Genomic DNA, 25103 nt, shown 5'->3' on the forward strand with positions numbered 1-25103 from the left:
CGCTGGCATCCGCGATGCCGGCCACCGGCCTGGACGAGCGCCTGGCGCAGCTGGACTGGCCCGTCATCGGGCAGGCGCTGGACCGGCAAGGCTGGGCGGTGCTGCCGGCCCTGCTGGCGCCACGGACCTGCGAGGCGGTGGCCGGCTGCTATGACGACGACACCCGTTTCCGCAACCGGGTGGTGATGCAGCGCCATGGCTTCGGGCAGGGCGAATACAAGTACTTCGACCATCCCCTGCCCGACACGGTGCAGCAGCTTCGCACCGGCCTGTATCCGCCACTGGCCGCCATTGCCAACCGCTGGCACGACGCCATGGGGCTGGCGGTGCGCTTTCCGCCGGACCATGCCGCCTTCATCGCCCGCTGCCACGCGGCCGGGCAGCGCCGGCCCACGCCGCTGCTGCTGCGTTATGGCGAAGGCGACTACAACTGCCTGCACCAGGATCTTTATGGCGAGCAGGTGTTCCCGCTGCAGGTGGCCGTGCTGCTGTCCCAACCCGGGCGTGACTTCACTGGCGGCGAGTTCGTGCTCACCGAACAGCGGCCACGCATGCAGAGCCGCGCCGACGTGGTGCCGCTGGGCCAGGGTGACGCAGTGGTGTTCGCGGTGAACCAGCGCCCGGTGCAGGGAACCCGCGGCCCCTACCGGGTGACGATGCGGCACGGCGTGAGCCGGCTGCGCGCCGGGCAACGCCACACGCTGGGCGTGATCTTCCATGACGCAACCTGAGCTGTTCGATGGGCCGGCCCTGCTGCCCCTGGCGCCGGGCGCCTGCGTGTTGCGCGGGTTCGCTGCCGCCGACGCGCCGGCCCTGTGGGCCTGCCTGCAGGCCGAGGTGCTGCCGCAGGCGCCGTGGCGGCACCTGGTCACCCCGGGTGGCTACACGATGTCGGTGGCCATGACCAACTGCGGCCGCGTGGGCTGGGTGTCGGACAGCAGCGGCTACCGCTACGACCCGGTCGACCCTTTGAGCGGCCAGTCGTGGCCCGGCATGCCGCCCGCGCTGCTGCAGCTGGCGGCCCAGGCGGCAGCGGCGGCCGGCTTCCCCGGTTTCGTGCCCGATGCTTGCCTGGTGAACCATTACGTGGCCGGCAGCCGGCTCTCGCTGCACCAGGACCGCGACGAGCGCGACCACCAGGCGCCGATCGTGTCGGTGAGCCTGGGGCTGCCGGCCACCTTTCTCTTCGGCGGCCTTCGCCGCACTGACCGGCCGCAACGCCTGCGGCTGGACCACGGCGACGTGGTGGTGTGGGGCGGCCCGTCGCGCCTGGCCTATCACGGCGTGGCCCCGCTGGCAGCCGGCGAACATGCGTTGCTGGGGGCCTGCCGGGTGAACCTCACCTTCCGCAAGGCGCTGTAGGCGGCATTGCCGGGCAGCGGCAGGGCGGCCTGGGCCACCGCCCCGGCGGCGAGCTTGCCGTGGGACTCCAGCGCCCAGCCGTCGGTGGCGCTGGCCCGGCTGAGCCACTGGCAGGCGGCGCCAGCCAGCTTGCGGCGGCCGGCGTACTGCACGATGTGCTCACATTCGCCCACGCTGAGGGACAGCGCCAGGCGCTGCCAGCGCCGCTGCACCAGCGGATGCAGCCACGCCTGCTCCATGCCGCGGCGCAGCGCCACCCCGGTGGCCAGCGGCCCGGCGGCGACCCGGCGTGCCAGCAAGGTGTGCATGAACACCTGGAAGGTCTGGCGTGCGGCGGTGCTGGGCATCACCGCGGCCAGGTCCGCCATGTTGCGGGCATAGGCCGGTTGGGTGAACAGCAGGGTGAGCAGGGTCTGCAGCGCCTGCACCGGGTTGAGCACCCGCAGGCGGTTGGGCGGCAGCACCAGCAGCGGCAGGCCGGCCACCTGCGCATGCTTCAAGGGCGTGGCCAGGCTCATCAGCACCCCCAGGCGCGACCACTCGATGGCGTCCAAGCCGCCGATGCGCTGCAGTGCGCCGCTGTCGATCTGGCGGGCGAAATCCAGCGCATCGTCCCAGCCGCAGTTGGCCTTGGCGGCCGCGGCGCGTGCGCTCATCACCACCAGGTTGCCGGCGGCCACGCCGGCGCCGTGGAACACGCGCTCCACCACGGCGTCGGTGCCCTGGCCCGTGCCTTCGGTGAGCGGTTCGCCGGTGACCGGGCAGTGCGTGACCGCCAGCTGGGCGAGGAAGTTGGGCGTGACCTGCATGGCCTCGAAGGCCTGGCCGCGCAGCCAGGCCTGCAGCCGCAGGCGCAACCACTGGCGCACGGCCGGCGTGGGGCGCAAGGTGCGCGGCCCGAACACCGCCTGGCCCGCCTGCCAGCCCTGGCGCACCGGGTGGCCCTGGTGCAGGTGCTCAGCCGGCGGCACCACGCGGTAGTGGGCATGGTCCCAGCCGATCTCGAACCCGAGGGCATCCCAGCCGGGGGCTTCGGAAGGCGTGTCGGTGGTGAACAAAGCGGCCTGAGACATGGAGAGCTCCCTGCACTGTGGGTCAACCGGGACATCCGGCAACACCAGTGTCGGCAGCCACAGGCTCAAGGCGTGAGCCACCTCAGGCTCACAATCGCGGTTGTTGCCCCGACCGATGCCCCATGGACCGCACCGAACGCTTCTACAAGATCGAGATGCTCATCCGCACGCGCGGCAGCGTCAGCTTCGCCACCCTGATGGACGAGCTGGGCGTCAGCCGCGCCACGCTCAAGCGCGACCTGGAGTACCTGCGCGCGCGGCTGGATGCGCCGATCGTGTATGACCGCTTCGACAACGGCTACAAGCTGCAGGCCGACCCGCGCGACCAGCGCCAGGTGAAGCATGAGCTGCCCGGCGTGTGGTTCAGCGAACGCGAGATCCATGCGCTGCTCACCATGCACCAGCTCATCCAGGGCCTGGACGAAGGCGGCGTGCTGGCGCGCCACCTGCAGCCGCTGCTGGACAAGCTGCACGGCATGTTGGGCACCAGCGAGCACGAGGCCAAGGAGCTGATGAAGCGCGTGCGCATCGCCAGCCCCGCGCGGCGGCCTGTGGCGCCGCGCCACTTCGAGCTGATCGGCAGTGCGCTCACCCGGCGACAGCGGGTGCAGATGAGCTACTGGGTGCGCAGCCGCCAGCAGGAAACGCAGCGCACCGTGTCGCCGCAGCGGCTGGTCCACTACCGCAACACCTGGTACCTGGACGCCTGGTGCCACAGCAGCGACGCGCTGCGCCGCTTTGCGCTGGACGCGATCCGCGAGGCCAGCCTGCTGGAGCAGCCGCGCGCCAAGGACGTCCCGGTCAAGACCATCGAGGCGGAGCTGGACGCCGGCTACGGCGTGTTCAGCGGTGCGAAGGTGCAGTGGGCGACGCTGCAGTTCTCGCCCGAAGCGGCGCAGTGGGTGGCGCACGAACAGTGGCATCCCCAGCAGCAGGCCACGTTGCAGCCCGATGGCGGGCTCACGCTGCGGGTGCCCTATGCCGACGCCACCGAGCTGGTGATGGACGTGCTGCGCCATGGTGAGCAGGTGAAGGTGCTGGCGCCCCAGGCGCTGGTGCAGCGGGTGAGCCGCCAGCTCAGGGACGCGGCAGACCGCTACGCCTGAAGAGGCGGGTGCAGCGCCGTCCCTTGGGGGCGGCGCCCGGGCGTGCCACACAGCGAGGCGTCGTCGCGAAACAGGCGCTGAGACATCGTGTTGCAGCCCCTCGCTCAACCCGCTCTATCCTGCCGGGTTCACAAAGAAGAGCGGGCTGTAGCAGGATGTTTGGTCGTTTCAATCCGGTCGCGTTCGACCCTTATGCCCGGCGCCGCAAGCACCGCAAGGTGCCCGCCTGGCTGGTGCTGCTGGCCGGTGGCCTGGTGGCCGGCGCGGCGGCGGTGCTGCTGGTGCAGGAGCGCTACCTGCCGCCACGCTTGTCCGCCGAGGCCTCGGAGCACCTGAAGACCTCGTTCGAGCAGGCCGACAAGGAGCGCACGCGCCTGAAGGCCGAACTGGCCGACACCGCGCGCCAGCTCGAGCGTGCGGTGGCCGACAACAAGCGCCTGGCGGACGAGCTGGCCGCCAGCCGGCGCGCCAGCGACGACCTGCGGCAGGACCTGGCGGCGCTGGTGGAATCCCTGCCGGCCGATCCGCGCGGTGGCGCGGTGCAAGTGCGTGCGGCGCGCTTTCGCACCGAAGGCGCGAAGCTTCTCTACGACGTGGTGCTCTCGCGTGAACGTGCCGGCGGCAAGGCCCTCAGCGGCGTGATGCAGGTGGTGCTGGCCGGTGCCGGCAAACGCGGCGCCGACACCACCGTGAAGCTGGAGCCGGTGGCCATCTCGGTGAAGGCCTTCGAAAGCCTGCGCGGTGGCTTGGCGCTACCCGAGGGCTTCGACCCACGCGAAGCCACCATCCATGTGCTGGACCGTCCGGAAGGCAAGCTCCTGGGCATGCGGGTGCTGAAGGTGAAGTAGGCGCCGGCGCGTCAGGGCGGCTTCAGCCGGCCTGGCCGGGCTTGCACTCCACCGCGAGGGTCTTGTCCGGCACGATCAGCATGCCGCCGGCCATCTGCTGCAGGCCGGGCACGCCGGTGGGGCGGTCCACCACCTCGAAGCCGGCGGGGCACAGCTTCTCCGCGCGCTCCTTGCAGCCTTCGATGCTGCGGAACATGCCGCTGCACTGCATCAGGTAGGCCTGCTGTCCGTGCGGGCCGGTGAACTTCATCGGCGGTTGCACGAAGGCGCAGCCGGAAAGCAGGACAAGGGGAGCGAGGAGAAAGCGCATGGCAAAGGCGGTCTGGAGGGGCAACGCCGGATCGTAAGCGCTCCGCGGCCCGGTCGGCCCCCCGCTTTTGCGTGCCCGGCGCGCCGGCGCAGCGGGCCGGGGGCACCCCGCTAAACTGCGCCCCTTCCCAGGTGCCCCGCACCGTCGCTCCCCACCCCATGGACCTGTTCACCCCCACCGACACCCCCGGCGACGCCATCACGCTTGCGCATTACGCGGAGCGGGCCTACCTCGAATACGCGCTGTCCGTCGTCAAGGGCCGCGCGCTGCCTGACGTGTGCGACGGCCAGAAGCCGGTGCAGCGCCGCATCCTCTATGCGATGGAGCGCATGGGGCTGGCGTTCACCACCGCGGCCGGCCCCAAGCCGGTGAAAAGCGCCCGGGTGGTGGGCGACGTGCTGGGCCGTTTCCACCCCCACAGCGACCAGGCGGCCTACGACGCCATGGTGCGCATGGCGCAGGACTTCTCGCAGCGCTATCCGCTGGTCGATGGCCAGGGCAACTTCGGCTCGCGCGACGGCGATGGCGCCGCGGCCATGCGCTACACCGAGGCGCGCCTGGCGCCCATCACCCGGCTGCTGCTCGACGAGATCGACGAAGGCACGGTCGACTTCGTGCCCAACTACGACGGCTCCACGCAGGAGCCGCGCCAGCTGCCGGCGCGCCTGCCCTTCGTGCTGCTCAACGGCGCCTCCGGCATCGCGGTGGGCCTGGCCACCGAGGTGCCCAGCCACAACCTGCGCGAGGTGGCCGCTGCCGCCGTGGCGCTGATCCGCAACGACCGCTTGAGCGACGACGAGCTGCTGGCGCTGCTGCCGGGCCCCGACTTCCCCGGCGGCGGCCAGATCATCAGCAGCGCGGCCGACATCCGCGAGGCCTATCTGAGCGGCCGCGGCAGCCTGAAGGTGCGCGCGCGCTGGAAGATCGAGGACCTGGCACGCGGCCAGTGGCAGATGGTGGTGACCGAGCTGCCGCCGGGCGTGTCGAACCAGCGCGTGCTGGAGGAGATCGAGGAGCTCACCAACCCCAAGGTCAAGGCGGGCAAGAAGGCGCTCAGCCAGGAGCAGCTTCAACTCAAGCAGACGCTGCTCGGCGTGCTGGATGCGGCACGCGACGAGTCGAACAAGGACGCACCGGTGCGCCTGGTATTCGAGCCCAAGACCTCGCGCATCAGCCAGCAGGAGCTGGCCCACACGCTGCTGGCGCACACCAGCCTGGAGTCGTCGGCGCCCATCAACATGACCATGGTGGGCCGCGACGGCCGCCCGGTGCAGAAGACGCTGCGCCAGGTGCTCACCGAATGGATCGATTTCCGCCTGGTGACCGTGCAGCGCCGCACCCGCCACCGGCTGGACAAGGTGCTGGACCGCATCCACGTGCTCGAAGGCCGGCAGCTGGTGCTGCTGAACATCGACGAGGTGATCCGCATCATCCGCAATGCGGACGAGCCCAAGCCGGCACTGATCGCGCGCTTCGCCTTGAGCGACCGCCAGGCCGAGGACATCCTCGAGATCCGGCTGCGCCAGCTGGCGCGGCTGGAAGCGATCAAGATCGAGCAGGAGCTCAAGCAACTGCGCGACGAGCAGAAGAAGCTCGATGAGATCCTCGGCAGCCCCGCCGCGCTGAAGCGCACGGTCATCAAGGAGATCGAAGCCGATGCCAAGGTGCATGGCGACGAGCGCCGCACGCTGATCCAGGCCGAGAAGAAGGCCGTGGCCGAGGTGAGGATCGTCGATGAACCCGTGACGGTGGTGGTCAGCCTCAAGGGCTGGGTGCGTGCGCTCAAAGGCCACGAGATCGACCCCGCCACGCTGCAGTTCAAGAGCGGTGATGCGCTCTATGGCGTGTTCCCCTGCCGCAGCGTGGACCCGCTGCTGGTGTTCGGCTCCAACGGCCGGGTGTATTCAGTGGCGGTGAGCGGCCTGCCCGGCGGGCGCGGCGACGGCCAGCCGATCACCACCCTGATCGAGCTGGAATCCGGCACCCAGGTGGTGCACTACTTCGCCGGCTCGCCCGAGCAGGTGCTGCTGCTGGCCAACACCGGCGGCTTCGGCCTGATGGCCAAGGTGGGCGACATGCTGAGCCGCCAGCGCGGCGGCAAGAGCTTCCTCAGCCTGGAGCCGCAGGACCACGTGCTGCCGCCGGCGGTGCGCCTGCCCGAGCACACCCAGGTGGCCTGCCTGTCGATGACCGGTCGGCTGCTGGTGTTTGCGCTGGACGAACTGAAGCTGCAGTCCAACGGCGGCCGCGGCCTGACCCTGATGGACGTGGACGCCAAGGACCCGCTGGTGTCCGTGGCCACCGTGGGCTCGGCAGTCAAGGTGATGGGCCTGGGACGGTCTGCCAAGCCCAAGGAAGAGGACCTCAAGGGCAACGCGCTCGCCGGCCACGTAGGCAAACGGGCGCGCAAGGGCAAGAAGGTGGAGGGCTTCCCGAAGGCGCAGCGGGTGTTGGCGGTCTGAGGCTGTTCAGGTGAGCGCCAGCTCGCGTTCGCGGATCCACGCCATCAGCACGGGCAACGGCAGGGGCTTGGCGAACAGGTAGCCCTGCAGGTGGTCGCAGCCGAGCTCGCGCAGGTGCTCGGATTGCGCCTCGGTCTCCACGCCTTCGGCCACGGTGGCCAGGCCGAGCGACTGCGCGATGCTGGCGATGCTGGCCACGATGACGGCGCTCTCGCGCTTGTGCGGCAGGCCGCGCACGAAGCTGCGGTCGATCTTGAGCTTGTCCACCGGCAGGCTCTGCAGGTAGCTCAGGCTCGAGTAGCCGGTGCCGAAGTCGTCGATTGCAATGCTGAAGCCTTCCCGGCTCATCGCATCCAGCAGCGGCGCCTGCTTGTCGGGCCGGCTCATGATGACGCTCTCGGTCATCTCCAGCTCCAGGTCGGCGGGCTGCAGGCCGTGGCGCGCGATCGCGCCGCGCAGCTCGGCCAGCAGCGGCACGTTGCTGTCGAGCTGGCGCGCCGACACGTTCACCGCCATGCAGGGCGGCTGCAGGCCTTCGGCACGCAGGGTGGCCACGGCCGCGCAGGCCATGTCGATCACGCGCAGGCCGATCGGGATGATGAGGCCGGTGTCCTCGGCCACGGGAATGAAGTCCAGCGGCGGTATCACGCCGCGTTCCGGGTGGCGCCAGCGCAGCAGGGCCTCCAGGCCGCACAAGCGGCCGCTGCGCGAGTCCACCTGCGGCTGGAACTCCAGGAAGAACTGGTCGTCTCGCAGCGCCACGCGCAGCTGCGCCTCGGTGTCCAGGCGCTTGCGCACCGCATCACCCAGCTCCTGCGAGAAGAACTGGCAGTTGCCACGGCCCTGGCCCTTGGCCTGGTACATCGCCAGTTCGGCCTGGCGCAGCAGCTCCTCGGCACCGGCGCTGCCGGCATCCACCATCACGATGCCCACCGACAGGCCCACGTGGGCCAGCGCTTCGCCGGCGGTCACCGGCTCGCAGGCCGACGCGATCAGGCGCCCGGCCACCCGCGCCGCATGGTCGGGCAGGGGCGTGCCGGTGAGGATGATCGCGAACTCGTCGGCGCCCAGGCGGGCGGCGATGTCGCAGTTGCGCAGGCTGCCGCTGAGCCGGTGGCCCAAGGCGCCCAGCACGCGGTCGCCGAGCTGGCGGCCCCACAGGTCGTTGACCCGCTTGAAGCCGTCCACGTCCAGGTAGAGCAGGGCGGAGGCGCCCTGGTAGCGCCGGTGGCGGTCGATCGTCTGCTCCAGCGCCTTCAGCAGCGCGTTGCGGTTGAGCAGGCCGGTGACCTCGTCCTCCGTGGTCAGGCGGGCGATGTTGGCCTCGGCCGCGGCCGCGCGCGCCAGCACCCGGCGGTAGGCCTGCGCGGCCAGGCCCACGCCCACCGTGCCCAGGGCGACCAGGGCGGTGGGCAGGCTGCCCGGGTCCAGCCACCAGACCGCGACCAGCACCAGCATCGCCACCAGCCCGGCCGCTGCCATGCGCAGCAATGCGCTGCGCTGCCAGGCGGTGCGGATGGCTTCGGCGCGGTTGTCGTCGACGCGCGGGGTGCGCGGGGCCGGTGCGTTGCCGGCGCGTGCGTCCGCGCGTGGGGTGGCTCGCATCGAAGTCGGCCCTGCGTTGTGAAGCGTGGTCGGCATGTTCAGAACAGCTCGACTTCGTTGTCCTGCCGCGCGGCTTCGAGGTCACCGGAGGCGATCAGCGCGGCATGGCTGCAGACGCGGTTGCGGCCGTGCTGCTTGGCGTGGTAGACCGCCTTGTCGGCGCGCTCGAAGGCCGCCGTGGGCGTGTCGTTGGGCAGCACCTCGGTGAAGCCGATGCTCACCGTCACGCGGCCCACCTGCGGGAAGCTGTAGTCGGCCATGTTCAGGCGCAGGCGGTCCAGCGCCACCAGCGCGTCGCTTTCGGTGGGGCAGCGCAGCAGCACCAGGAACTCCTCGCCACCGAAGCGGTACAGCCGGTCCTGGAAGCGGAAGGTGCTGCGCATGATGCGCCCCACCAGCAGCAGCACCTCGTCGCCGATCAGGTGGCCGTGGGTGTCGTTCACCGACTTGAAATGGTCGATGTCCAGCAGCGCCAGCCAGTGGCCGGTGTGGCTGTGGTGAATGCCGTCCACGCCCTGGCGCCGGCCCACCGCCGGCAGCTGGGACGTGGCCTGCACCGTCTTGTAGAAGGTCTCGTCGAAGGTCTTGCGATTGAGCAGGCCGGTGAGCGTGTCGCGCTCGCTGTAGTCCAGCAGGCCACAGAAGTTGCGGTACACCCGCAGCACGCTGTCGGCGGTGTGCAGCGCATCGTTGGAGAACGGCCCGCTGCAGCGCAGCTCCAGCACGCTGGCCTGCTCGCCCAGCGCCATGGGGAACAGCACGATGCAGCCGCCGGCCGCCGCGCCATCGGTGGCCGGGATGTCGTCGATGCGGATGACCTTCTGCTGCTCCACGCAGCTGGCGTGCGCCGGCATCGCGTCGCGTTCGGGCAGTTCGTCCAACCGCACCCAGCTCGGGTCGGAGGAGGCGGCCACGTCCTTGGCCTTCAGCCGGGCGCGCAGCAGCCAGCGCTGCGGTGCCCCCGGCGGGCCGACCAGCATGTGGATGGACACCTGCGATGGGCGGAACAGCTCACGCATCGAATGCGCCAGCGTCACGTCCAGCAGGTCCCGGTCGCGGTGGACCGTGAGGGAGGCCAGGTGATCGATCGCGTTGTTCGGCTGCATGGGATCCATGGTTCGGCCACAAGGCCGCTAGCCGGGTTATCGGCCACCCCGGCCCTGCTTGAACCACTGGCGCCGTGCGCGGCGTGAACTTGTGGCGTTTCATGCCGGCGTGTCGCGGCCGGCGTTACACAATCGGCCGATGACGCCTTTCGAACCCACGGTCATCCACACCGATCGGCTCACCTTGCGTTGGCTGGGTGCGGCCGATGCGCCGGCTTTGTTCACCATCTTTTCCGACCCCGAGGTGATGCGCTACTGGAGCACGCCGCCGGTGGCCGACATGGCGCAGGTGGAGCGCACGCTGGCGGCCGTGCAGATCGCCTATGCGGACGGCAGCAGCATGCGGCTGGGCATCGTGCGCAGCGAGGACGAGGCGCTGGTGGGCACCTGCACCGTGTTCGATGTCCAGGCCGGGAACCGGCGTGCAGAGATCGGTTATGCGCTAGGCCGGGCGCACTGGGGCCGCGGTTACATGCACGAAGCGCTGGAGGCCTTTGTCGACCACCTGTTCGGCCCGCTGGGCCTGAACCGGCTGGAGGCCGACATCGACCCGCGCAACACCGCATCGGCCCGCACGCTGCAGCGGTTGGGGTTCCAGCAGGAAGGGTTCCTGCGCGAACGCTGGATCGTGAACGGGCAGGTGTCCGACAGCGCGCTGTATGGCCTGCTGCAGCGCGACTGGACGCAGCGCCCGATTGCTGTGCGGCCGACACGGGCGTAGAGTGGGCCGGGTCACGAACGATGAGGGTGCCTGAGCGGGCGGCTTCCAGCCACCCGGGCCCACAAGGCCGCCGGCACTCCGCACAGGAGACGACGTGCAGCCTACCGGCATCGAAGATCCCGCCTACTTCCACAAGGTCGTCGACTGTCAGTGGGCCTGCCCGGCCCACACGCCGGTGCCGCACTACATCCGCCTGATCGCGCAGGGCGACTACACCGAGGCCTACCTCGTCAACTGGGCCTCCAACGTGTTCCCGGGTGTGCTGGGCCGCACCTGTGACCGGCCCTGCGAGCCCGCCTGCCGGCGGGGGCGGGTGGAGGACTCGAATGGGGAACGCCCCGAGCCGGTGGCGATATGCCGCCTCAAGCGCGTGGCCGCGGACTTCAAGGACCCGGACATCCGCGCCAGGCTGCCGCGCCCTGGGCCGCGCAACGGCAGGCGCGTGGCCTGCATCGGCGCCGGGCCAGCATCGCTCACCGTGGCGCGAGACCTGGCGCCGCTGGGTTACGAGGTCACGGTGTTCGACGGCGAGGCCAAGGCCGGCGGCTTCATCCGCACACAGATTCCGCGCTTTCGCCTGCCCGAGTCGGTGATCGACGAGGAGACCGGCTACATCCTGGACCTGGGCGTGCAGTTCCGGGCCGGCCAGGCCATCACCTCGATGAAGGCGCTGCTGCAGCAAGGCTACGACGCGGTCTTTGTGGGTTGCGGTGCGCCGCGTGGGCGCGACCTGGCGCTTCCCGGCCGCCACGAGGCGGCCGCGTTCATTCACATCGGCATCGACTGGCTGGCCTCGGTGTCCTTCGGCCATGTCACCTCGGTGAAGCCGCGTGTCATCGTGCTGGGCGGCGGCAACACGGCGATGGACTGCTGCCGCTCGGCGCGCCGCCTGGGCGCCGCCGAGGTGAAGGTGGTGGTGCGTTCCGGTTTCGAGGAGATGAAAGCCTCGCCCTGGGAGAAGGAGGATGCCATGCACGAGGGCATCCCCATCCTCAACTACCACGTGCCGCGCAGCTTCGAAGTGCGCGACGGCCAACTGGTCGGCATGAGCTTCCAGCTGGTGCGGGCCGAGCGCGATGCCAAGGGCCGGCGCCAGCTGTTGCCCACCGGCGAGCCGGACGTGTTCATCGAATGCGACGAGGTGCTGGTGGCGGTGGGGCAGGAGAACGCCTTCCCCTGGATTGAGCGCGACTGCGGCATCGGCTTCGACGAACACGGCCTGCCGGCGCTGGACGCGAAGACCTTCCAGTCCACCTTGCCGAACGTGTTCTTCGGCGGCGATGCCGCCTTCGGGCCCAAGAACATCATCACTGCGGTGGCGCATGGCCATGAAGCGGCCGTGTCCATCGACCGCCTGCTGCACGGCGAGGCGCCGTATGTGCGGCCGGCGCCCATGGCCAATCTGGTGTCGCAGAAGATGGGCATCCACGAGTGGAGCTACCACAACGCGGTGTCCAACGACGAGCGCTTCAAGGTGCCCTGGGCTGCGGCCGAGAAGGCGCTGGCCAGCATCAAGGTGGAAGTGGAATTGGGCTTCGACCTGCCCACGGCGTTCAAGGAAGCGCAGCGCTGCCTGAACTGCGATGTGCAGACGGTGTTCAAGCAGGCGGCCTGCATTGAATGCGATGCCTGCATGGACATCTGCCCGATGGACTGCATCAGCTTCGTGCCGCCCGCGGCGGAACCGGAGCTGCGCACGCGGCTGAAGGCCCCGGCGCTCAACCTCACGCAGGACCTCTACGTCTCCGACCCCTTGAAGACCGGCCGCGTGATGGCCAAGGACGAGGACGTCTGCCTGCACTGCGGCCTGTGCGCAGAGCGCTGCCCCACCGGCGCGTGGGACATGCAGAAGCTGATGTTCATGACCACGCAGGCCGGCCCGTCCTGCCGCGACGCCCACCCCGCCACGCGCGCCGCGCCGGAGGCCACGGTATGAAGCGCCTCGAAGCGACGAACGACTTCGTCATCAAGTTCGCCAACGTCAACGGCTCGGGCTCGGCGTCCGCCAACGAGCTGTTCGCCAAGGCGATCCTGCGCATGGGTGTGCCGGTGAGCCCGCGCAACATCTTCCCGAGCAACATCCAGGGGCTGCCTACCTGGTACGAAGCACGGGTGAGCGAGCAGGGCTGGCTGGGCCGGCGTGGCGGCATCGACATGATGGTGGCGATGAACCCGCAGACCTGGGCCCAGGATCTGGCGGAGGTGGAGCCCGGCGGCTACCTGTTCCACGACAGCACCCGGCCGCTCACACCGGCCGAGATGCGCGACGACATCCACTTCATCGGCATGCCACTCACGGCCATCTGCAACGCCACCTACGACGACGCACGCCAGCGCCAGCTGTTCAAGAACATCCTCTACGTGGGCGCGCTGTCGGTGCTGATGGACATCGACCCGGCGGAGATCGAGCGCTTGTTCGGCGAGCAGTACAAGGGCAAGGAAAAACTGCTGGGCGCCAATGTGCGCGCGCTGCACCTGGGCCGCGAATTCGCGCAGGAGCACCTGCAGCCCATCGGCCTGAAGGTGCGGCGCAGCCAGGCCGTGGGCGACAAGATCTTCGTCGACGGCAACAGCGCGGCCGCGCTGGGCTGCGTGTACGGCGGTGCCACCGTGGCGGCCTGGTATCCGATCACGCCGTCTTCTTCGGTGGCCGAGGCCTTCCAGAAATACTGCCAGAAGCTGCGCGTGGACCCGGCCACCGGCGAGCACCGCTACGCCATCGTGCAGGCCGAGGACGAGATCGCTTCCATCGGCATGGTGGTGGGCGCGGGCTGGAACGGCGCGCGCGCCTTCACCGCGACCTCCGGCCCCGGCGTGTCGCTGATGACGGAGTTCATCGGCCTGGCCTACTTCGCCGAGATACCGGTGACCATCATCGACGTGCAGCGCGGCGGCCCGTCCACCGGCATGCCCACGCGCACCCAGCAGGCCGACATCCTGGCCTGCGCTTACGCGTCGCACGGCGACACCAAGCACGTGCTGCTGTTCCCGCAGGACCCCACCGAGTGCTTTGAACACGCCGCGGCCGCGCTGGACCTGGCCGACCGCCTGCAGACGCCGGTGTTCCTGATGACCGACCTGGACATTGGCATGAACCAGCGCCTGTGCCAGCCCTTCCAGTGGGACGACAGCCGCGCCTACGACCGCGGCAAGGTGATGAGCGCCGAGGAGCTGGAAGCCGGCCGCGACTTCGGCCGCTACAAGGACGTGGACGGCGACGGCATCCCCTGGCGCACCCTGCCGGGCACCCACCGCAGCAAGGGCGCCTACTTCACCCGCGGCACCACACGCGACCCCTACGCCCGTTATTCCGAGGCCGGGCCGGACTACCTCTACAACGTGCAGCGCCTGCTGAAGAAGTTCGCCACCGCCGCCACACTCGTGCCGCAGCCGGTGCTGGCACCCGCGGCACAGAAGACGCGGCTGGGCGTGCTGTATTTCGGCTCCACCTCGCCCGCGATGGCCGAGGCGCTCACGGTGCTGGCGGCCGACGGCATCCACATCGACGCGATGCGGCTGCGCGCGTTCCCATTCCCAGCGAGCGTCGCCGACTTCATCGCCATGCACGATGCGGTGTTCGTGGTCGAACAGAACCGCGATGCGCAGATGCGCAGCCTGCTCGTCAACGAACTCGAGATCGACCCGATGCGGCTGCCCTCGGTGCTGCACTACGACGGCACGCCGATCACCGCACGCTTCATCACGCAGGCGATCACGAAGGCGGTGCACGCGATGGTGGTTCAACCACTGGCGGCGGAATGAATACAGCCCTCGCTCGGCGAGTGGGAAGCGATCGGGCGGGCGGGGCGCTCTGCTGCGCTCATGTCCCCCGTCGCCGGCCTGCGGCCGTCGCCTCCTCCTTTACTTCGCTCCGCAGAACGCCCCGCCCACCCGATCCACCCCCACCAGGCTGTTCGACGGTGGAAGAACACGCGCGTGTCCTGCCAAGGACGGCGGGTGGCCGGCGTAGCGAAGTAAAGGAGGAGGCGCGGGCGAAGCCCGGGCCGGGGGACATGAGCGGAGTCGGCCACCCGCTGGCCTTGGCGCGCACCAACCGTCGCATGGGGCGCGTCAGCCCCACAGCCGAGAAATGACATGACCTACATCGCCAAGCCGAAACTGCGCCACCCCAGCCTGCAGCCCAACGCCGTCGGCTACACCCGGCGCGACTACGAAGGCAAGATCTCCACGCTCTGTGCCGGCTGCGGCCATGACTCGGTGTCCGCGGCCATCGTGCAGGCCTGCTGGGAGCTGGATATCGAGCCGCACCGCGTCGCCAAACTCTCGGGCATCGGCTGCAGCTCCAAGACGCCGGATTATTTTCTCGGCGCCTCGCATGGCTTCAACACCGTGCATGGGCGCATGCCCAGCGTGCTCACCGGCGCCAACCTGGCGAATCGCGAGCTGCTGTACCTCGGCATCTCGGGCGATGGCGATTCTGCGTCCATCGGGCTGGGGCAGTTCGCGCATGCGATGAGGCGCGGCGTCGACATGGTCTACATCGTGGAGAACAACGGGGTCTACGGCCTCACCAAGGGCCAGTTCTCCGCCACCGCCGACCGTGGCTCGCAAAGCAAGAAAGGCGTGCTCAACAGCGACAACCCGGTGGACCTGGTGGCCATGGCGCTGCAGCTGGGGGCCACCTACGTGGCGCGCGGGTTCTCTGGCGACAAGCAGCAGCTGGTGCCGCTGATCAAGGGGGCGATGAAACACCGCGGCGCCGCCTTCATCGATGTGGTAAGCCCTTGCGTGGCCTTCAACAACCATGCGGGCAGCACCAAGAGCTATGACCATGTGCGCGAACACAACGAGGCGCTGAACCGCATCGACTTCATTTCCTTGGATACGGTGCCGGGCGCCATGCTGGAACCCGGCGCCGTGCTGGACCTGCCGCAGCCCGATGGCAGCGTGATGCGGCTGCGCCAGCTGCGTTATGACCACGACCCCTGCGACCGCACGGCCGCGATGACCCAGCTGCTCAAGCACCAGGCGGACGGCGAGCTGGTCACCGGCCTGCTCTATGTCGAGTCCCAGGCGACCCACCTGCACGACGCGCTGAACACCACCGCCACGCCGCTGAACCGCCTGGCCGAGGCGCAACTTTGCCCGGGATCGGCCGCGCTGGAGCGCATCAACGCCGGCCTGCGCTGAACCACTCCACTACATTAGGCGGCGTTGTCCTTCCGGAGCACGCCGTGCGATTGATCCATTGCACCGAAGCCGAGCACGCCCTCGCCATCCTGACGATCTTCAACGAAGCGATCGCCACCTCCACCGCGCTGTGGGATTACCACGCACGGACCCCGGAATCGATGGTGGGCTGGTTCGCCACCAAGCGCCAGCACGGCTACCCGGTGATCGGCCTGGAGACGGACAGCGGCGAACTCGCCGCGTTCGCCAGCTACGGCAGCTTCCGCGCCTGGCCGGCCTACAAGTACACGGTGGAGCACTCGATCTACGTGCAGCGTGAGCACCGCGGCAAGGGCTTGGGGCGCCAGCTGCTGCAGCGGCTGGTGGCCGAGGCGCGTGAACGCGAGGTGCATGTCATGGTGGGCGGCATCGACGCCACCAACGCCGCGAGCATCGCGCTGCACCGGCAGCTCGGCTTCGAACATGCCGGCACGGTGCGCCAGGCCGGCTTCAAGTTCGGCCGCTGGCTGGACCTGGCGTTCTACCAGCGCACCCTGGACACGCCGGCCGAGCCGGTGGACGGCTGAGCCGCTGCCTCAGGAGAAGTGCAGGTTGCCGATGCGCAACCACGGCAGCCGCACGCTGCCGGTGTCGATGCGCTCGCGGCTGACGGCCACCACGTCGCGCAGCATCTGCGCCATGTTGCCGCTGATCATCACCTCCGACAGCGCCGGGCCCACCTGGCCGTCGACGATGGCGAAGCTGTTCTTGATCACACCGGAGAAGTCGCCGTTGGCGGCCGGGTTGCCCATCGACAGCCGGCCCACGAGCGCACCCCGTGCCACGCCGGCCACCAGCTCACTGCGTGGTGTGCTGCCGGCGTCCAGGTCCCAGCCGGCCGAGGCCACCGGTACGTGCGGCAGCCCGGTCTTGCGGCTGCCGTAGAGGCTGGGTGTCAGCGTCATCAGCTGGCCGGCGCGCAGCAGCTCCACTGGCGCGGCGGCGAAGGCGTCGGCGGAGATGGCGGCCACACCGGGTGCGTCGAAGCGGCTGCGCAGGTGCAGCAGCGGCGAGGCGATGGCCTGGCCCACGCTGTGGCGGTAGAGCGAGCTGCCGGCAATCAGCTGCGTGTCGCCCAGCTGCCCCAGCAGCCAGCCCAGCAGCGCGCTCACGGCATTGGGTGTGAGCACGACGTCGCCGGTGAAGCGGCCGCCCAGCGGCTGGGTGTGGATCTGCTGCTCGGTGTCGCGCAGCATCTCGCCGATGCCGAAATGCTCCACCGCATGGCGGTCGGCCAGCTGGTCGGTGAAGCCGCCGGTTTCGTTGAAGGAGCTCGACTGCTTGCCGTCGCGCGCGGTGCCGAACAGGTCGATGGCGTACCAGCCAAGGCTGCAGGAGAGGTCGCTGCCACCGGTGGTGAGCGTGTGGCTGCGCAGCAGCGTGTGGCGCGCGCTCGCCTCGTCCACCATCATCTTCGGCGTCTCGCGGGCGCGGAACTCCAGCAGCTCGCCCACCTTGGCCGCCAGCAGCGGCACGTCGGCCTGCTGCGGGCCTTGTTCGATGCGCACGGCCTGGCCGGAGGAGACGGCGTTCGCTGCGTCCTGCGGCGCGGAGCCCGCATCGGCGAACAACCCGGCCACGGCCGCACGCATCGCGTCGGGCGCCAGGTCGGCCAGCTCGGTGCTGGCCATGCGGCCGTCCACGATGCCCAGCAACGACAGGCGCTGCATCTCGGTGCTGCGCATCAGGCTGGGTTCGTTGTGGTTGACGTTCAGCTCGTCCATCACCGTGCGGCTGGCGGACACCTGCGCGTGCTCGAACCCTTGTTCGCGCATGCAGGCCAGCGCCTGCTCTGCAATGTTCTGCAAAGACATGCTCGACTCCATCACTGGCCTCCCAGATGCGCACGCACCCGCAACGCGGGCCCGCCCATCGACACCACCATCGGTTGTTTCTTGCCGCAATAGCCACTGCAGTTCCAGGCCATGTCGCTGGAGACCGCGTCCGCGCTTTGCAGCACCTTGATGGCCGAGCCCGACAAGGTGGTGTCGCGGATGGCGGCACCGATGCGCCCGCCCTTGATCTCGTAGGCCAGGCTGATGCCGAACATGAACTCGGTGGTCGAGTCGGCCTGGCCGTTGGCCGTCTTCAGCAGCAGGTAGCCGTCCTCCACGCCGGCGATCATGTCCTCGAGCCGGCTGGTGCCCGGCAGGATGGCGGTGTTGCGCATGCGCACCAGCGGCTCGTCGGTGGGCGCGTAGGCGCGTGCGCTGCCGGTGGGCTCGCGCTCCATGCGGCCAGCGGTCTCACGGCTGTTCATGAACTCGGTGAGCACGCCGTTGCGGATGAGCACCGCGTCGCGCGCCGGCGTGCCCTCGTCGTCGGCATACACCGGGATCATCACTTCCTCGCCGCGGAAGCTGTGCGCCAGGTCCACCATGGTGATGAGGTCGCTGGCCACGCGCTGGCCCACCAGGTCGCGCGTGACGGCGCCGCCCAGCACCAGGTCGGCTTCGCACGGATGGCCCATCGCCTCATGGGCCAGCATGCCCGCCAGCGATGCGTCCAGCACCACGGTGTGCAGGCCGCCGCGTGCGGGCACGGCCTGGCGCTTGGCCTGCAGGTGCCGGTGCAGCTCGTCCAGGCGCGGCGCAAGGGTGTCGATCGACAGGTCCAGGTCCGCCAGGCTGCCCTTGCACGACAGCTGTTCCATCAGCTCCACCGGCGCACCGTCGGCGCCTTCGGCGGTGAAGGTGATGTAGCACAGCGCCCGCTGGATGCTGCTCAACACCTCGCTGCCGTTGCTGGTGGACAGGCGCTTGCTGTGGTGTTCGTCGGAGAGCACGAACTTGGCCGAGCGCAGGCCAGGATATTCACGCTTGCACCATGCGTTCAGCTCGGCGAGCCGGTCCACGCAATCCTTTTGCGAGAGGGCCGGCCGGCCGCGGAACACGTGCTCGCCGCGGTAGCTGCCGCCGGGCAGCGGCATCGCGCTCTTCTGCCCGAAGCGGGCCATGGCCTGAGCGTTCTGGCGCGCCTGGCGCTGCAGCCGCTCCACGCTCGCGTCATCGGCCGTGGGCGCGGCCGCAAAGCCCCAGTAACCGCCCTGGTAGGTGCGCGCACTGGCGCCGGCGTCGGCGGTCTGCGAGTTCAGCGTGAGGTTGCCGTCCACCATGAGCAGGCGGCGTTTGCGCAGCTCATGGCGTCGGGTTTCGACATAGGTCATGCCAGCTCCCTGTGCATTGTGGTGTGCCGATGATAGGCAGATCGGCACACCACGCGCATCAGCTGGCGACCAGGGCTTTCTGCAGCAGCGTCAGCGCGAGTGCGACCTCGTCGCCGGCGATGTTCAAGGCCGGTACGAAGCGCAGGCTCTGTGGCCGCACGGCGTTGACCAGCAGCCCGGGCGTGTTGGCATTGGTGGGCTGGCGGGCCGCGTCCGCCACCTGGGCAGCCTGGTCGGCCAGGGGCAGGTCCAGCGCCAGCAGCAGGCCGCGGCCGCGCACACGGCCCGTGCCGAGCCGGTCGGCCAGCGCCTGCAGGCCCGTGCGCAGCTGCGCGCCGCGCGCCTGCACCGCAGGCAGGAAGCCGGGCTCGGTCAGCGCGTCCAGCACGGCCAGCGCCACCGCGCACATCAAAGCATTGCCGCAGTAGGTGCCGCCCTGGTCGCCGGGCGCGAAGCAGCTCACGGCCTCGCGTGCCAGCAAGGCGCCGATCGGCACGCCGCCGCCCAGGCCCTTGCCCAGGGTCATGATGTCGGGCCGGATGCCGGCCTCGCTGTGGCCCCACAGCGTGCCGGTGCGGCCGATGCCGGTCTGCACTTCGTCCAGGATCAGCAGCAGCCCGAGCTCGTCGCACATCGCACGCAGGCCGCGCAGGAACTCGGGCGTGGCCTCGATCACGCCGGCTTCGCCCTGGATCGGCTCGAGCATCACCGCCACCGTGTTCGGGCCGATCAATGCGGCCACGCTCGCCAAGTCGTTGAGGTTCGCCTTCGGAAAGCCGGGCACCTGCGGCGCGAAGAGCTTGTCGAAGCCTGGCTTGCCGCTCGCGCTCATGGTGGCCAGGGTGCGGCCGTGGAAGGCGTTGTGGAAGGTGATTACCTCGAAGGCGCCGCCGCGGCGCACCTGGCCGTACTTGCGGGCGAGCTTGATCGCGCCTTCGTTCGCCTCGGCGCCGCTGCTGGTGAAGAAGCAGCGTTCCAGGCCGCTGAGCTCGGCCAGGCGATGGGCGAGTTTGATCGCGCGGTCGTTGTGCAGGCCCGGGCCGGCCTGCACCAGGCGCGTGGCCTGTTCCGCGAGCGCTTCAGCGATCTCCGGCGCCGCGTGGCCCAGGGTGTTCACCGCCCAGCCCTGCACCAGGTCCAGGTGGCGTCGGCCTTCGGAGTCCCACAGCCAACTGCCGCGGCCACGGGTGAAGACCTGCGCGGGTTTGTGGGCCACCGTCATCAGCGACTGCACCGGGTAGGCGCTGAAGGGTGTGATGGCGGGGGCAGGGGCGGTGGCGTGCATGGTGTCGTCTTCCTGAAGGGAGGAGAAAACGAAGGCACCAGGCCCCTCGGGCATCACCGCAATGACAAAGGCCACGAGGGGTCTCGTGGCCTTCGGGGGTGAACGCTCGAAACCTCTCAACGTCGACGTCGGGACAGTCGTCGCGAGAAGCTGCGTTGGGTGGCGTTCATGCGCTGCAGCATAACCCAGTTTGGCGCGCTGCACGGCGCCTCCGAGGTTCAGGCGCGCAGGAAGCGGATGTGCAGGTGCTGCTCCAGCAGCGACAGCAGCTCGCCGGCCTTGAACGGCTTGGTGATGAAGGCAGAGGCACCGGCCGACAGCGCGCGCGCTTGACCATCGCTGACCGCGCTGGCCGAGATCGCAATCACGGGCACGTCGCGCAACGTCGGCAGCTGGCGCATGCGCCGCGTGGCTTCCAGGCCGTTCATCACCGGCATCACATAGTCCATCAAGACCAGGTCCGGCGGATGCGCCGCTGCACGCGCGACACCTTGCTCCCCGTCGACCGCCTCCTCGATCTCAAATCCCAGTGGCCCCAGCATGTCCGCCAGCAGTGCGCGATTCTGGGGCACGTCGTCCACCACCAGCAGCCGCTTGCGCGGCCCTTCATAGCCCAGCACGACGGGCGCGTCGTGCTCCGCGAGCTGCGGCGTACCGGCCGACACCAGCTGCAGGACGAAGCCGAAACGGCTGCCTTCGCCCGGCACGCTGTGCACCTGGAGCTCGCCGCCCATGTGGCGCACCAGCTGCTGGCTGATCACCAGGCCGAGCCCGGTGCCGCCGCGGCGGCGCTGCTGGTCACCCACCTGCTGGAAGGGCTGGAACAGCGTGCGCAGTTCGGCGGGGGAGATGCCGACGCCGGTGTCGGTCACCTCCAGCGCCAGCCGCACGGTGCCGGCATCTTCGCGTTCGGCCCGCGCACACAGCGTGACGCTGCCGTGGTCGGTGAACTTGGCGGCGTTGCTCAGCAGGTTCAACAGCACCTGGCGCAGACGCCGCTCGTCCGCCATCACGGCCGGGGGCAAGCCCTCGGCCTCGTGGCAGAACAGCACGCCCTTCTGCTCGACCCGCACCCGGATGATGTTGGCGATGCTCTGCAGGAACGGCTGCAGCGCGACCGGGGTGAGGTGAAGCTCCAGCCGGCCGGCCTCGATGCGAGACAGGTCCAGGATCTCGTCGATCAGCTCCAGCAGGTGCTGGCCAGCCTGCTCGATGGTCTTGAGCGACGTGCGCTGCTGAGCGGTGAGCGCGGCCGGGTTCCATTGCAGCAGCTGCGCGTAGCCCAGCACGGCGTTCAGCGGCGTACGCAGCTCGTGGCTCATGCTGGCCAGGAAGTCGCTCTTGGCACGGCTGGCCTCGGCGGCCTGGTCACGCATCACGGCGAGCCGGTCCACCATTTCGGCCAGCTCCCGCTCGTGCATGCGCAGGCGCTCGTTGGCGAGCCGGAAGGCCTCCAGCGCCTGGGCCATGCGGCCCACCTCGTCCAGCCGTTCGCGTGCGGGCACGTGCACCTCATGTTCGCCTTGTGCCAGGCGCGACATCACGTCGGTCATCTGCACCAGTGGCGCGGAGATCGCGCGGCCGATCGACCAGGTGGCCAGCAGCCCGAGCGCTATGGCGGTCGCCACCGCGAAAAGCATCAGATTCACCGAGCGCGCGACGAAGCTTTCGCTGCGCTGCTGGCGCTCCTTCGCGGCACGGGTGGTGATGTCGGCCAGCTGGTTGAGGTAGGTGTCGAGCTGGCTGTAGTGGGCCATCAAGCTGCTCACGAGCACCGGATTGGGCTTGTCCTGCATGGCGCGGGTGGCGACGATGCGGTAGATCGACAGGAACTCGCCGATCGCATGGAGCAGGTCCGCGTCCAGCGAGATGGCGTTGGTCTCGATGCTCTGCAGCATCGATGCCACCTTGTCGAAGCGTTCGGGCAGCCGGGCACGCAGCTCGGCGCGCGCCTCGGTGCCGCTGTCGCTGCCGGGCAGGTCGATGTGGCGCACCACGTCAGAGTGGATGGCAGCCACGGCCAGCGACATCCGGCTGGTGGTGGTGGCGGTGTCGAAGGCGCCGCCCACCACCTCGCGGAACGCCTGGCCCTGGCCGCGCAGCAGCCAGATCGAGCCGGCCGAGACCGCCACGCACAGCAGCATGACGATCAGGGGCGCGACCATCACCTTCAGCCGTATCGACAACCGAGTGAGCATGCGTGCAGCCTGCTTCTGGTGGTTGCACACATCGGCCCTCCGATGACCGGCCGTGTGCACTCGACCGGCGCCCCGGGCAAGCGTACCCTATCGTGTGGCCGAACAACATGGGGGTCAACCATGCAAGCCTTGATCGCACTCCTGCTGGGTTTGGCGATGGCCGCGGCCCACGCCGACACCGACATCGTCATGCTCACCGGCAACACCGGCGGGGTGTACTACCCCATGGGCATCGCCCTCGGCAAGATCTGGGAACGCACCATCCCGGGTGCCCACGTCAGTGTGCAGGCCACCCAGGCCTCGGTGGAGAACTTCAACCTGCTGCAGCAGCGGCGGGGTACCTTCGCCTTCGGCCAGGGCGACGTGATGTCCGCGGCCTTCAAGGGCAACGTGGAGGCGGGGTTTCCCAGCTCACGCGACCGGCTGCGCATGGTCGCGGCGCTGTTTCCCAACTACCTGCATGTGGTGGCGCTGAAGAGCGCCCGCATCCGCTCGGTGTACGACCTGAAGGGCAAGCGTGTGTCGGTGGGTGCATCGCGCAGTGGCAACGAGCTCAATGCGCGCGCCCTGCTCGGTGCGGCCAGCATCAGCTACGCGGACCTCAAGCGGGCCGACTTCGTGCCCTACAACGACGCGGTGGCGCTGATGCGCGACGGCCAGCTCGACGCCGTGATCGTCTCGGCGGGGTTGGGTGTCAAGGCGGTGAGCGAACTGGCCGATTCGGTGCCGGTGGACATCGTGCCGATCACACCTGATCTGGTGGCCAAGGCAGGCGGCCTGTTCGTTGCCGGCACGCTGCCGGCACACACTTATGCCGGCCAGGCGCAGGACGTCCCGACCGCAGCACTGATCAACTTCCTGGTCACGCACAGCGGCGTGCCCGACGCGCTGGTCTACGAGGCGCTGAAGCAGCTTTACAGCCACCTCGACGAGCTGCGCCGTTCCCACCTGGCGGCCCGCGACATCGTGAGGGACGCGGCCCTGTCGAGCCGGCCGATCGCCTTGCACCCCGGGGCCGAGCGCTATTTCCGAGAGATGGGGGTTCTGCGCTGATGGACCTGTGTGTATGGCTGGCCGCTGGCACAGTGCTGTGGCTGCGCAGTGCAGGGCCGGTGCGCATCGAGTGGGAGCACAGCGTCGAACACTTCCGGATCGAGGAGCTGTACCAGGCCACGCCAGCCGGCGTGGTGCTCGCCCAGGTCGGTGTGCGCGGGCTCGGGGCCGGGGTCGAGCCGCCGGCCGACGCCGTGCTGGCCGACGGCTGGTGGCGCCATGCGCCCGCTGCGTCCGCGATGCCGGCCGTTGAATTTGCCAACTCGCGGCACGCGAAGGGTTACCGCGCCTGCGCTTCAGGCACCTGCCGTCCCGTGCCGGCGGGCAGTGCGATCGGCCTGCGTCGCTGCGGTCCCTGACTCGGCCGGCGCAGCCATCGCGGGGTCTGCCGGGCCCGCGTGCGGCGGCGCCGCGCCCCGGCCACGCCAAGCCACCGCGTGGATCACTCCCAGCACGAGCAAGGCCATGCCACCGTCAATGGCAAAGAGGGCCGACATGGAGACGAAGGGCAGAAGCAGCGCCGCCACCCAGGGCGCCGCCAGCATCGCCACGCTTTGCAAGGCGCTCACCTTGCCGCTGACCGCGCCCACGGCATCGGGAAACTGCTGCACGATCACCACGTTGGCGCGTACCGCTTCCACCGAAGAGAACAGGCCGGTGAGGAAGAACAGGGCGGCGGCGGCCACTTCTGCGCTGCCCGTGGGCAACAGGAAAGCGATGCCGAGCAGGCAGAAGCAGACGGCCACTGCCACGACCGACACCACCGTCGCCCGCATCGGATCTGCCTCAGGTTGACGGCGGCGGCTCAGGATGCTTGCGGCCAGGATGCCGCCCGCGCCGGAGCTGGAGACCAGGACGCCCAGCAGTGCCTTGTCGAAACCTGCTCCGTGCAGCAGCACCGGCAATTGGTTGTTGATGAGAAACACCATGAACGCATACGTCGTCACGGTCCACAGGAGTTGCCGCAGCAGCGCCCGTTTTTTCGGCGCGACGGTGGTGGCCGCTTCGGCTGCCTGGCGTCCTTTCGAGGTGTCTGCGACGCATGGCTCACCGAGCCATCGGCCCGGCTGCCGCAACGCCACCACGAGGCAGCAGAGTGCGAGGGACGTCAGCAGGACAGACAGAGCGACCGAGGCCCGCTCCCCCAGCAGCGATGCAATGGCGCTGCCGAGCACCGGCGCCGCGATCTTCGAGGCATTGCGCAGGACGCCCAGGGTGCCGAAATACCGCTGCACATCCGCCTGGTCGATGGTTCGCGACACCAGCACGTTGCTGGCCGGCTCCACCGGCACGGCCACGAAGGAGCGCAGTACGAGCAGCGCGCAGAACCAGGGCAAGGGCATGCCGGCCAGCAGCAGCACAGTGGCCGATGCGCGCAGTACCAAGGTGACCAGCAGGATGGGGGCCGGTCGTGCACGGTCCACCCCCCGGCCGACGAGCGGACCGATCAGCATGCCTGGCACCAGCAGCAGGGCGCTGATGCCCGCCATCTCGACGGCCGTGGCGCGGTACTCGTAGGCGGCCAGGGTCAGGATGGCGAGGAAGTCGATCCAGAAGCTGAAGCCGGCAAGGGCAGATCCGGCCATCAAGCCGAGCGAGGTTCTGTTCCACATCGCGG

General features: G+C 69.6%; 21 protein-coding genes. 12 read left to right on the forward strand and 9 right to left on the reverse strand.

Annotated features, from left to right (window positions below):
• The first annotated feature begins 14 nt into the window (after nt 1-14).
• A complete protein-coding gene (locus tag VPH43_RS18415) occupies nt 15-731 on the forward strand; it encodes a 2OG-Fe(II) oxygenase (protein ID WP_328579317.1) in 717 nt (238 codons plus the stop codon).
• Entirely contained in the window at nt 718-1362 is a 645-nt protein-coding gene (alkB, locus tag VPH43_RS18420) for a DNA oxidative demethylase AlkB (protein WP_328579196.1), read from the forward strand. The genes VPH43_RS18415 and alkB overlap by 14 nt, the downstream gene beginning before the upstream one ends.
• Here alkB and VPH43_RS18425 read toward each other — a convergent pair.
• Nucleotides 1278-2435, reverse strand: coding sequence for a hypothetical protein (locus VPH43_RS18425; protein WP_328579197.1), 1158 nt, complete (start codon nt 2433-2435; stop codon nt 1278-1280). The two genes, alkB and VPH43_RS18425, sit on opposite strands and share 85 nt — an antisense overlap.
• Before the next feature lie 122 nt (nt 2436-2557).
• Between VPH43_RS18425 and VPH43_RS18430 the strand changes: the two genes are divergently transcribed.
• Together VPH43_RS18430 and VPH43_RS18435 are read left to right on the forward strand one after the other, a co-directional pair.
• Nucleotides 2558-3541, forward strand: coding sequence for a helix-turn-helix transcriptional regulator (locus VPH43_RS18430; protein WP_328579198.1), 984 nt, complete (start codon nt 2558-2560; stop codon nt 3539-3541).
• A gap of 155 nt (nt 3542-3696) precedes the next feature.
• Nucleotides 3697-4389 carry a hypothetical protein gene (locus VPH43_RS18435; protein WP_328579199.1) on the forward strand — a complete coding sequence of 231 codons (693 nt, stop codon included), beginning with the start codon at nt 3697-3699 and terminating at the stop codon, nt 4387-4389.
• 22 nt (nt 4390-4411) lie between these two features.
• Here VPH43_RS18435 and VPH43_RS18440 read toward each other — a convergent pair whose 3' ends face one another.
• On the reverse strand, nt 4412-4723 hold the full coding sequence (locus VPH43_RS18440; protein ID WP_328579200.1) for a hypothetical protein: 312 nt from the start codon (nt 4721-4723) through the stop codon (nt 4412-4414).
• A gap of 134 nt (nt 4724-4857) precedes the next feature.
• Here VPH43_RS18440 and parC point away from each other — a divergent pair, with 134 nt between their 5' ends.
• Nucleotides 4858-7161 carry a DNA topoisomerase IV subunit A gene (gene parC, locus VPH43_RS18445; protein WP_328579201.1) on the forward strand — a complete coding sequence of 768 codons (2304 nt, stop codon included), beginning with the start codon at nt 4858-4860 and terminating at the stop codon, nt 7159-7161.
• A gap of 6 nt (nt 7162-7167) precedes the next feature.
• On the opposite strand, the gene VPH43_RS18450 is transcribed toward parC, so the two are convergent.
• Both VPH43_RS18450 and VPH43_RS18455 read right to left on the reverse strand, forming a co-directional pair.
• Entirely contained in the window at nt 7168-8766 is a 1599-nt protein-coding gene (locus VPH43_RS18450) for a putative bifunctional diguanylate cyclase/phosphodiesterase (RefSeq protein WP_328579202.1), read from the reverse strand.
• A gap of 38 nt (nt 8767-8804) precedes the next feature.
• Nucleotides 8805-9872: a GGDEF domain-containing protein gene (locus VPH43_RS18455; RefSeq protein WP_328579203.1), complete on the reverse strand. Its 1068-nt coding sequence runs from the start codon at nt 9870-9872 to the stop codon at nt 8805-8807.
• Between the two features lie 139 nt (nt 9873-10011).
• Here VPH43_RS18455 and VPH43_RS18460 point away from each other — a divergent pair, with 139 nt between their 5' ends.
• The 5 genes from VPH43_RS18460 (at nt 10012) to VPH43_RS18480 (ending at nt 16310) form a co-directional block, all read left to right on the forward strand.
• Nucleotides 10012-10593, forward strand: a complete 582-nt coding sequence (locus tag VPH43_RS18460) for a GNAT family N-acetyltransferase (protein ID WP_328579204.1) — start codon at nt 10012-10014, stop codon at nt 10591-10593.
• Between the two features lie 94 nt (nt 10594-10687).
• The gene (locus tag VPH43_RS18465) at nt 10688-12529 is read left to right on the forward strand and encodes an FAD-dependent oxidoreductase (protein ID WP_328579205.1); all 1842 of its coding nucleotides are present in this window, start codon (nt 10688-10690) and stop codon (nt 12527-12529) included.
• Nucleotides 12526-14355: a 2-oxoacid:acceptor oxidoreductase subunit alpha gene (locus tag VPH43_RS18470; protein WP_328579206.1), complete on the forward strand. Its 1830-nt coding sequence runs from the start codon at nt 12526-12528 to the stop codon at nt 14353-14355. Before VPH43_RS18465 ends, VPH43_RS18470 begins: the two co-directional genes overlap by 4 nt.
• A gap of 333 nt (nt 14356-14688) precedes the next feature.
• Nucleotides 14689-15744 (forward strand): 2-oxoacid:ferredoxin oxidoreductase subunit beta, encoded by a 1056-nt coding sequence (locus VPH43_RS18475; RefSeq protein WP_328579207.1) that lies wholly within the window; start codon nt 14689-14691, stop codon nt 15742-15744.
• Nucleotides 15745-15788: 44 nt separating this feature from the next.
• On the forward strand, nt 15789-16310 hold the full coding sequence (locus VPH43_RS18480) for a GNAT family N-acetyltransferase (protein ID WP_328579208.1): 522 nt from the start codon (nt 15789-15791) through the stop codon (nt 16308-16310).
• 9 nt (nt 16311-16319) lie between these two features.
• Here the strand turns inward: VPH43_RS18480 and VPH43_RS18485 are convergent, their stop codons facing one another.
• The 4 genes from VPH43_RS18485 to VPH43_RS18500 all read right to left on the reverse strand — a co-directional run bounded on the left by VPH43_RS18485 (nt 16320) and on the right by VPH43_RS18500 (nt 22432).
• A complete protein-coding gene (locus tag VPH43_RS18485) occupies nt 16320-17597 on the reverse strand; it encodes a metallopeptidase TldD-related protein (RefSeq protein ID WP_328579209.1) in 1278 nt (425 codons plus the stop codon).
• A gap of 11 nt (nt 17598-17608) precedes the next feature.
• Nucleotides 17609-18949: a TldD/PmbA family protein gene (locus tag VPH43_RS18490; RefSeq protein ID WP_328579210.1), complete on the reverse strand. Its 1341-nt coding sequence runs from the start codon at nt 18947-18949 to the stop codon at nt 17609-17611.
• Between the two features lie 58 nt (nt 18950-19007).
• Entirely contained in the window at nt 19008-20234 is a 1227-nt protein-coding gene (locus VPH43_RS18495) for an acetylornithine transaminase (RefSeq protein ID WP_328579211.1), read from the reverse strand.
• Nucleotides 20235-20452: 218 nt separating this feature from the next.
• Nucleotides 20453-22432 carry an ATP-binding protein gene (locus VPH43_RS18500; protein WP_328579212.1) on the reverse strand — a complete coding sequence of 660 codons (1980 nt, stop codon included), beginning with the start codon at nt 22430-22432 and terminating at the stop codon, nt 20453-20455.
• A 120-nt stretch (nt 22433-22552) separates the two neighbouring features.
• On the opposite strand from VPH43_RS18500, the gene VPH43_RS18505 reads away from it, so the two are divergent.
• Entirely contained in the window at nt 22553-23485 is a 933-nt protein-coding gene (locus VPH43_RS18505; protein ID WP_328579213.1) for a TAXI family TRAP transporter solute-binding subunit, read from the forward strand.
• Nucleotides 23485-23844, forward strand: coding sequence for a DUF1850 domain-containing protein (locus tag VPH43_RS18510; protein ID WP_328579214.1), 360 nt, complete (start codon nt 23485-23487; stop codon nt 23842-23844). Before VPH43_RS18505 ends, VPH43_RS18510 begins: the two co-directional genes overlap by 1 nt.
• Here the strand turns inward: VPH43_RS18510 and VPH43_RS18515 are convergent.
• Complete coding sequence (locus tag VPH43_RS18515; protein WP_328579215.1) at nt 23782-25098, reverse strand: MFS transporter; 1317 nt, start codon at nt 25096-25098, stop codon at nt 23782-23784. The genes VPH43_RS18510 and VPH43_RS18515 overlap by 63 nt on opposite strands.
• Between the last annotated feature and the right edge of the window lie 5 nt (nt 25099-25103).

Source organism: Ideonella sp. BN130291 (genome assembly GCF_036231905.1).
GTDB lineage: Bacteria > Pseudomonadota > Gammaproteobacteria > Burkholderiales > Burkholderiaceae_C > CAMLIZ01.

Coding starts and splice junctions, on each gene's coding strand:
- VPH43_RS18415 (WP_328579317.1), top strand. CDS start 15: ATGCCGGCCACCGGCCTGGACGAGCGCCTGGCGCAGCTGGACTGGCCC.
- alkB (WP_328579196.1), top strand. CDS start 718: ATGACGCAACCTGAGCTGTTCGATGGGCCGGCCCTGCTGCCCCTGGCG.
- VPH43_RS18425 (WP_328579197.1), bottom strand. CDS start 2,435: ATGTCTCAGGCCGCTTTGTTCACCACCGACACGCCTTCCGAAGCCCCC.
- VPH43_RS18430 (WP_328579198.1), top strand. CDS start 2,558: ATGGACCGCACCGAACGCTTCTACAAGATCGAGATGCTCATCCGCACG.
- VPH43_RS18435 (WP_328579199.1), top strand. CDS start 3,697: ATGTTTGGTCGTTTCAATCCGGTCGCGTTCGACCCTTATGCCCGGCGC.
- parC (WP_328579201.1), top strand. CDS start 4,858: ATGGACCTGTTCACCCCCACCGACACCCCCGGCGACGCCATCACGCTT.
- VPH43_RS18450 (WP_328579202.1), bottom strand. CDS start 8,766: ATGCGAGCCACCCCACGCGCGGACGCACGCGCCGGCAACGCACCGGCC.
- VPH43_RS18455 (WP_328579203.1), bottom strand. CDS start 9,872: ATGCAGCCGAACAACGCGATCGATCACCTGGCCTCCCTCACGGTCCAC.
- VPH43_RS18460 (WP_328579204.1), top strand. CDS start 10,012: ATGACGCCTTTCGAACCCACGGTCATCCACACCGATCGGCTCACCTTG.
- VPH43_RS18470 (WP_328579206.1), top strand. CDS start 12,526: ATGAAGCGCCTCGAAGCGACGAACGACTTCGTCATCAAGTTCGCCAAC.
- VPH43_RS18475 (WP_328579207.1), top strand. CDS start 14,689: ATGACCTACATCGCCAAGCCGAAACTGCGCCACCCCAGCCTGCAGCCC.
- VPH43_RS18485 (WP_328579209.1), bottom strand. CDS start 17,597: ATGTCTTTGCAGAACATTGCAGAGCAGGCGCTGGCCTGCATGCGCGAA.
- VPH43_RS18490 (WP_328579210.1), bottom strand. CDS start 18,949: ATGACCTATGTCGAAACCCGACGCCATGAGCTGCGCAAACGCCGCCTG.
- VPH43_RS18495 (WP_328579211.1), bottom strand. CDS start 20,234: ATGCACGCCACCGCCCCTGCCCCCGCCATCACACCCTTCAGCGCCTAC.
- VPH43_RS18500 (WP_328579212.1), bottom strand. CDS start 22,432: ATGCTCACTCGGTTGTCGATACGGCTGAAGGTGATGGTCGCGCCCCTG.
- VPH43_RS18505 (WP_328579213.1), top strand. CDS start 22,553: ATGCAAGCCTTGATCGCACTCCTGCTGGGTTTGGCGATGGCCGCGGCC.
- VPH43_RS18510 (WP_328579214.1), top strand. CDS start 23,485: ATGGACCTGTGTGTATGGCTGGCCGCTGGCACAGTGCTGTGGCTGCGC.
- VPH43_RS18515 (WP_328579215.1), bottom strand. CDS start 25,098: ATGTGGAACAGAACCTCGCTCGGCTTGATGGCCGGATCTGCCCTTGCC.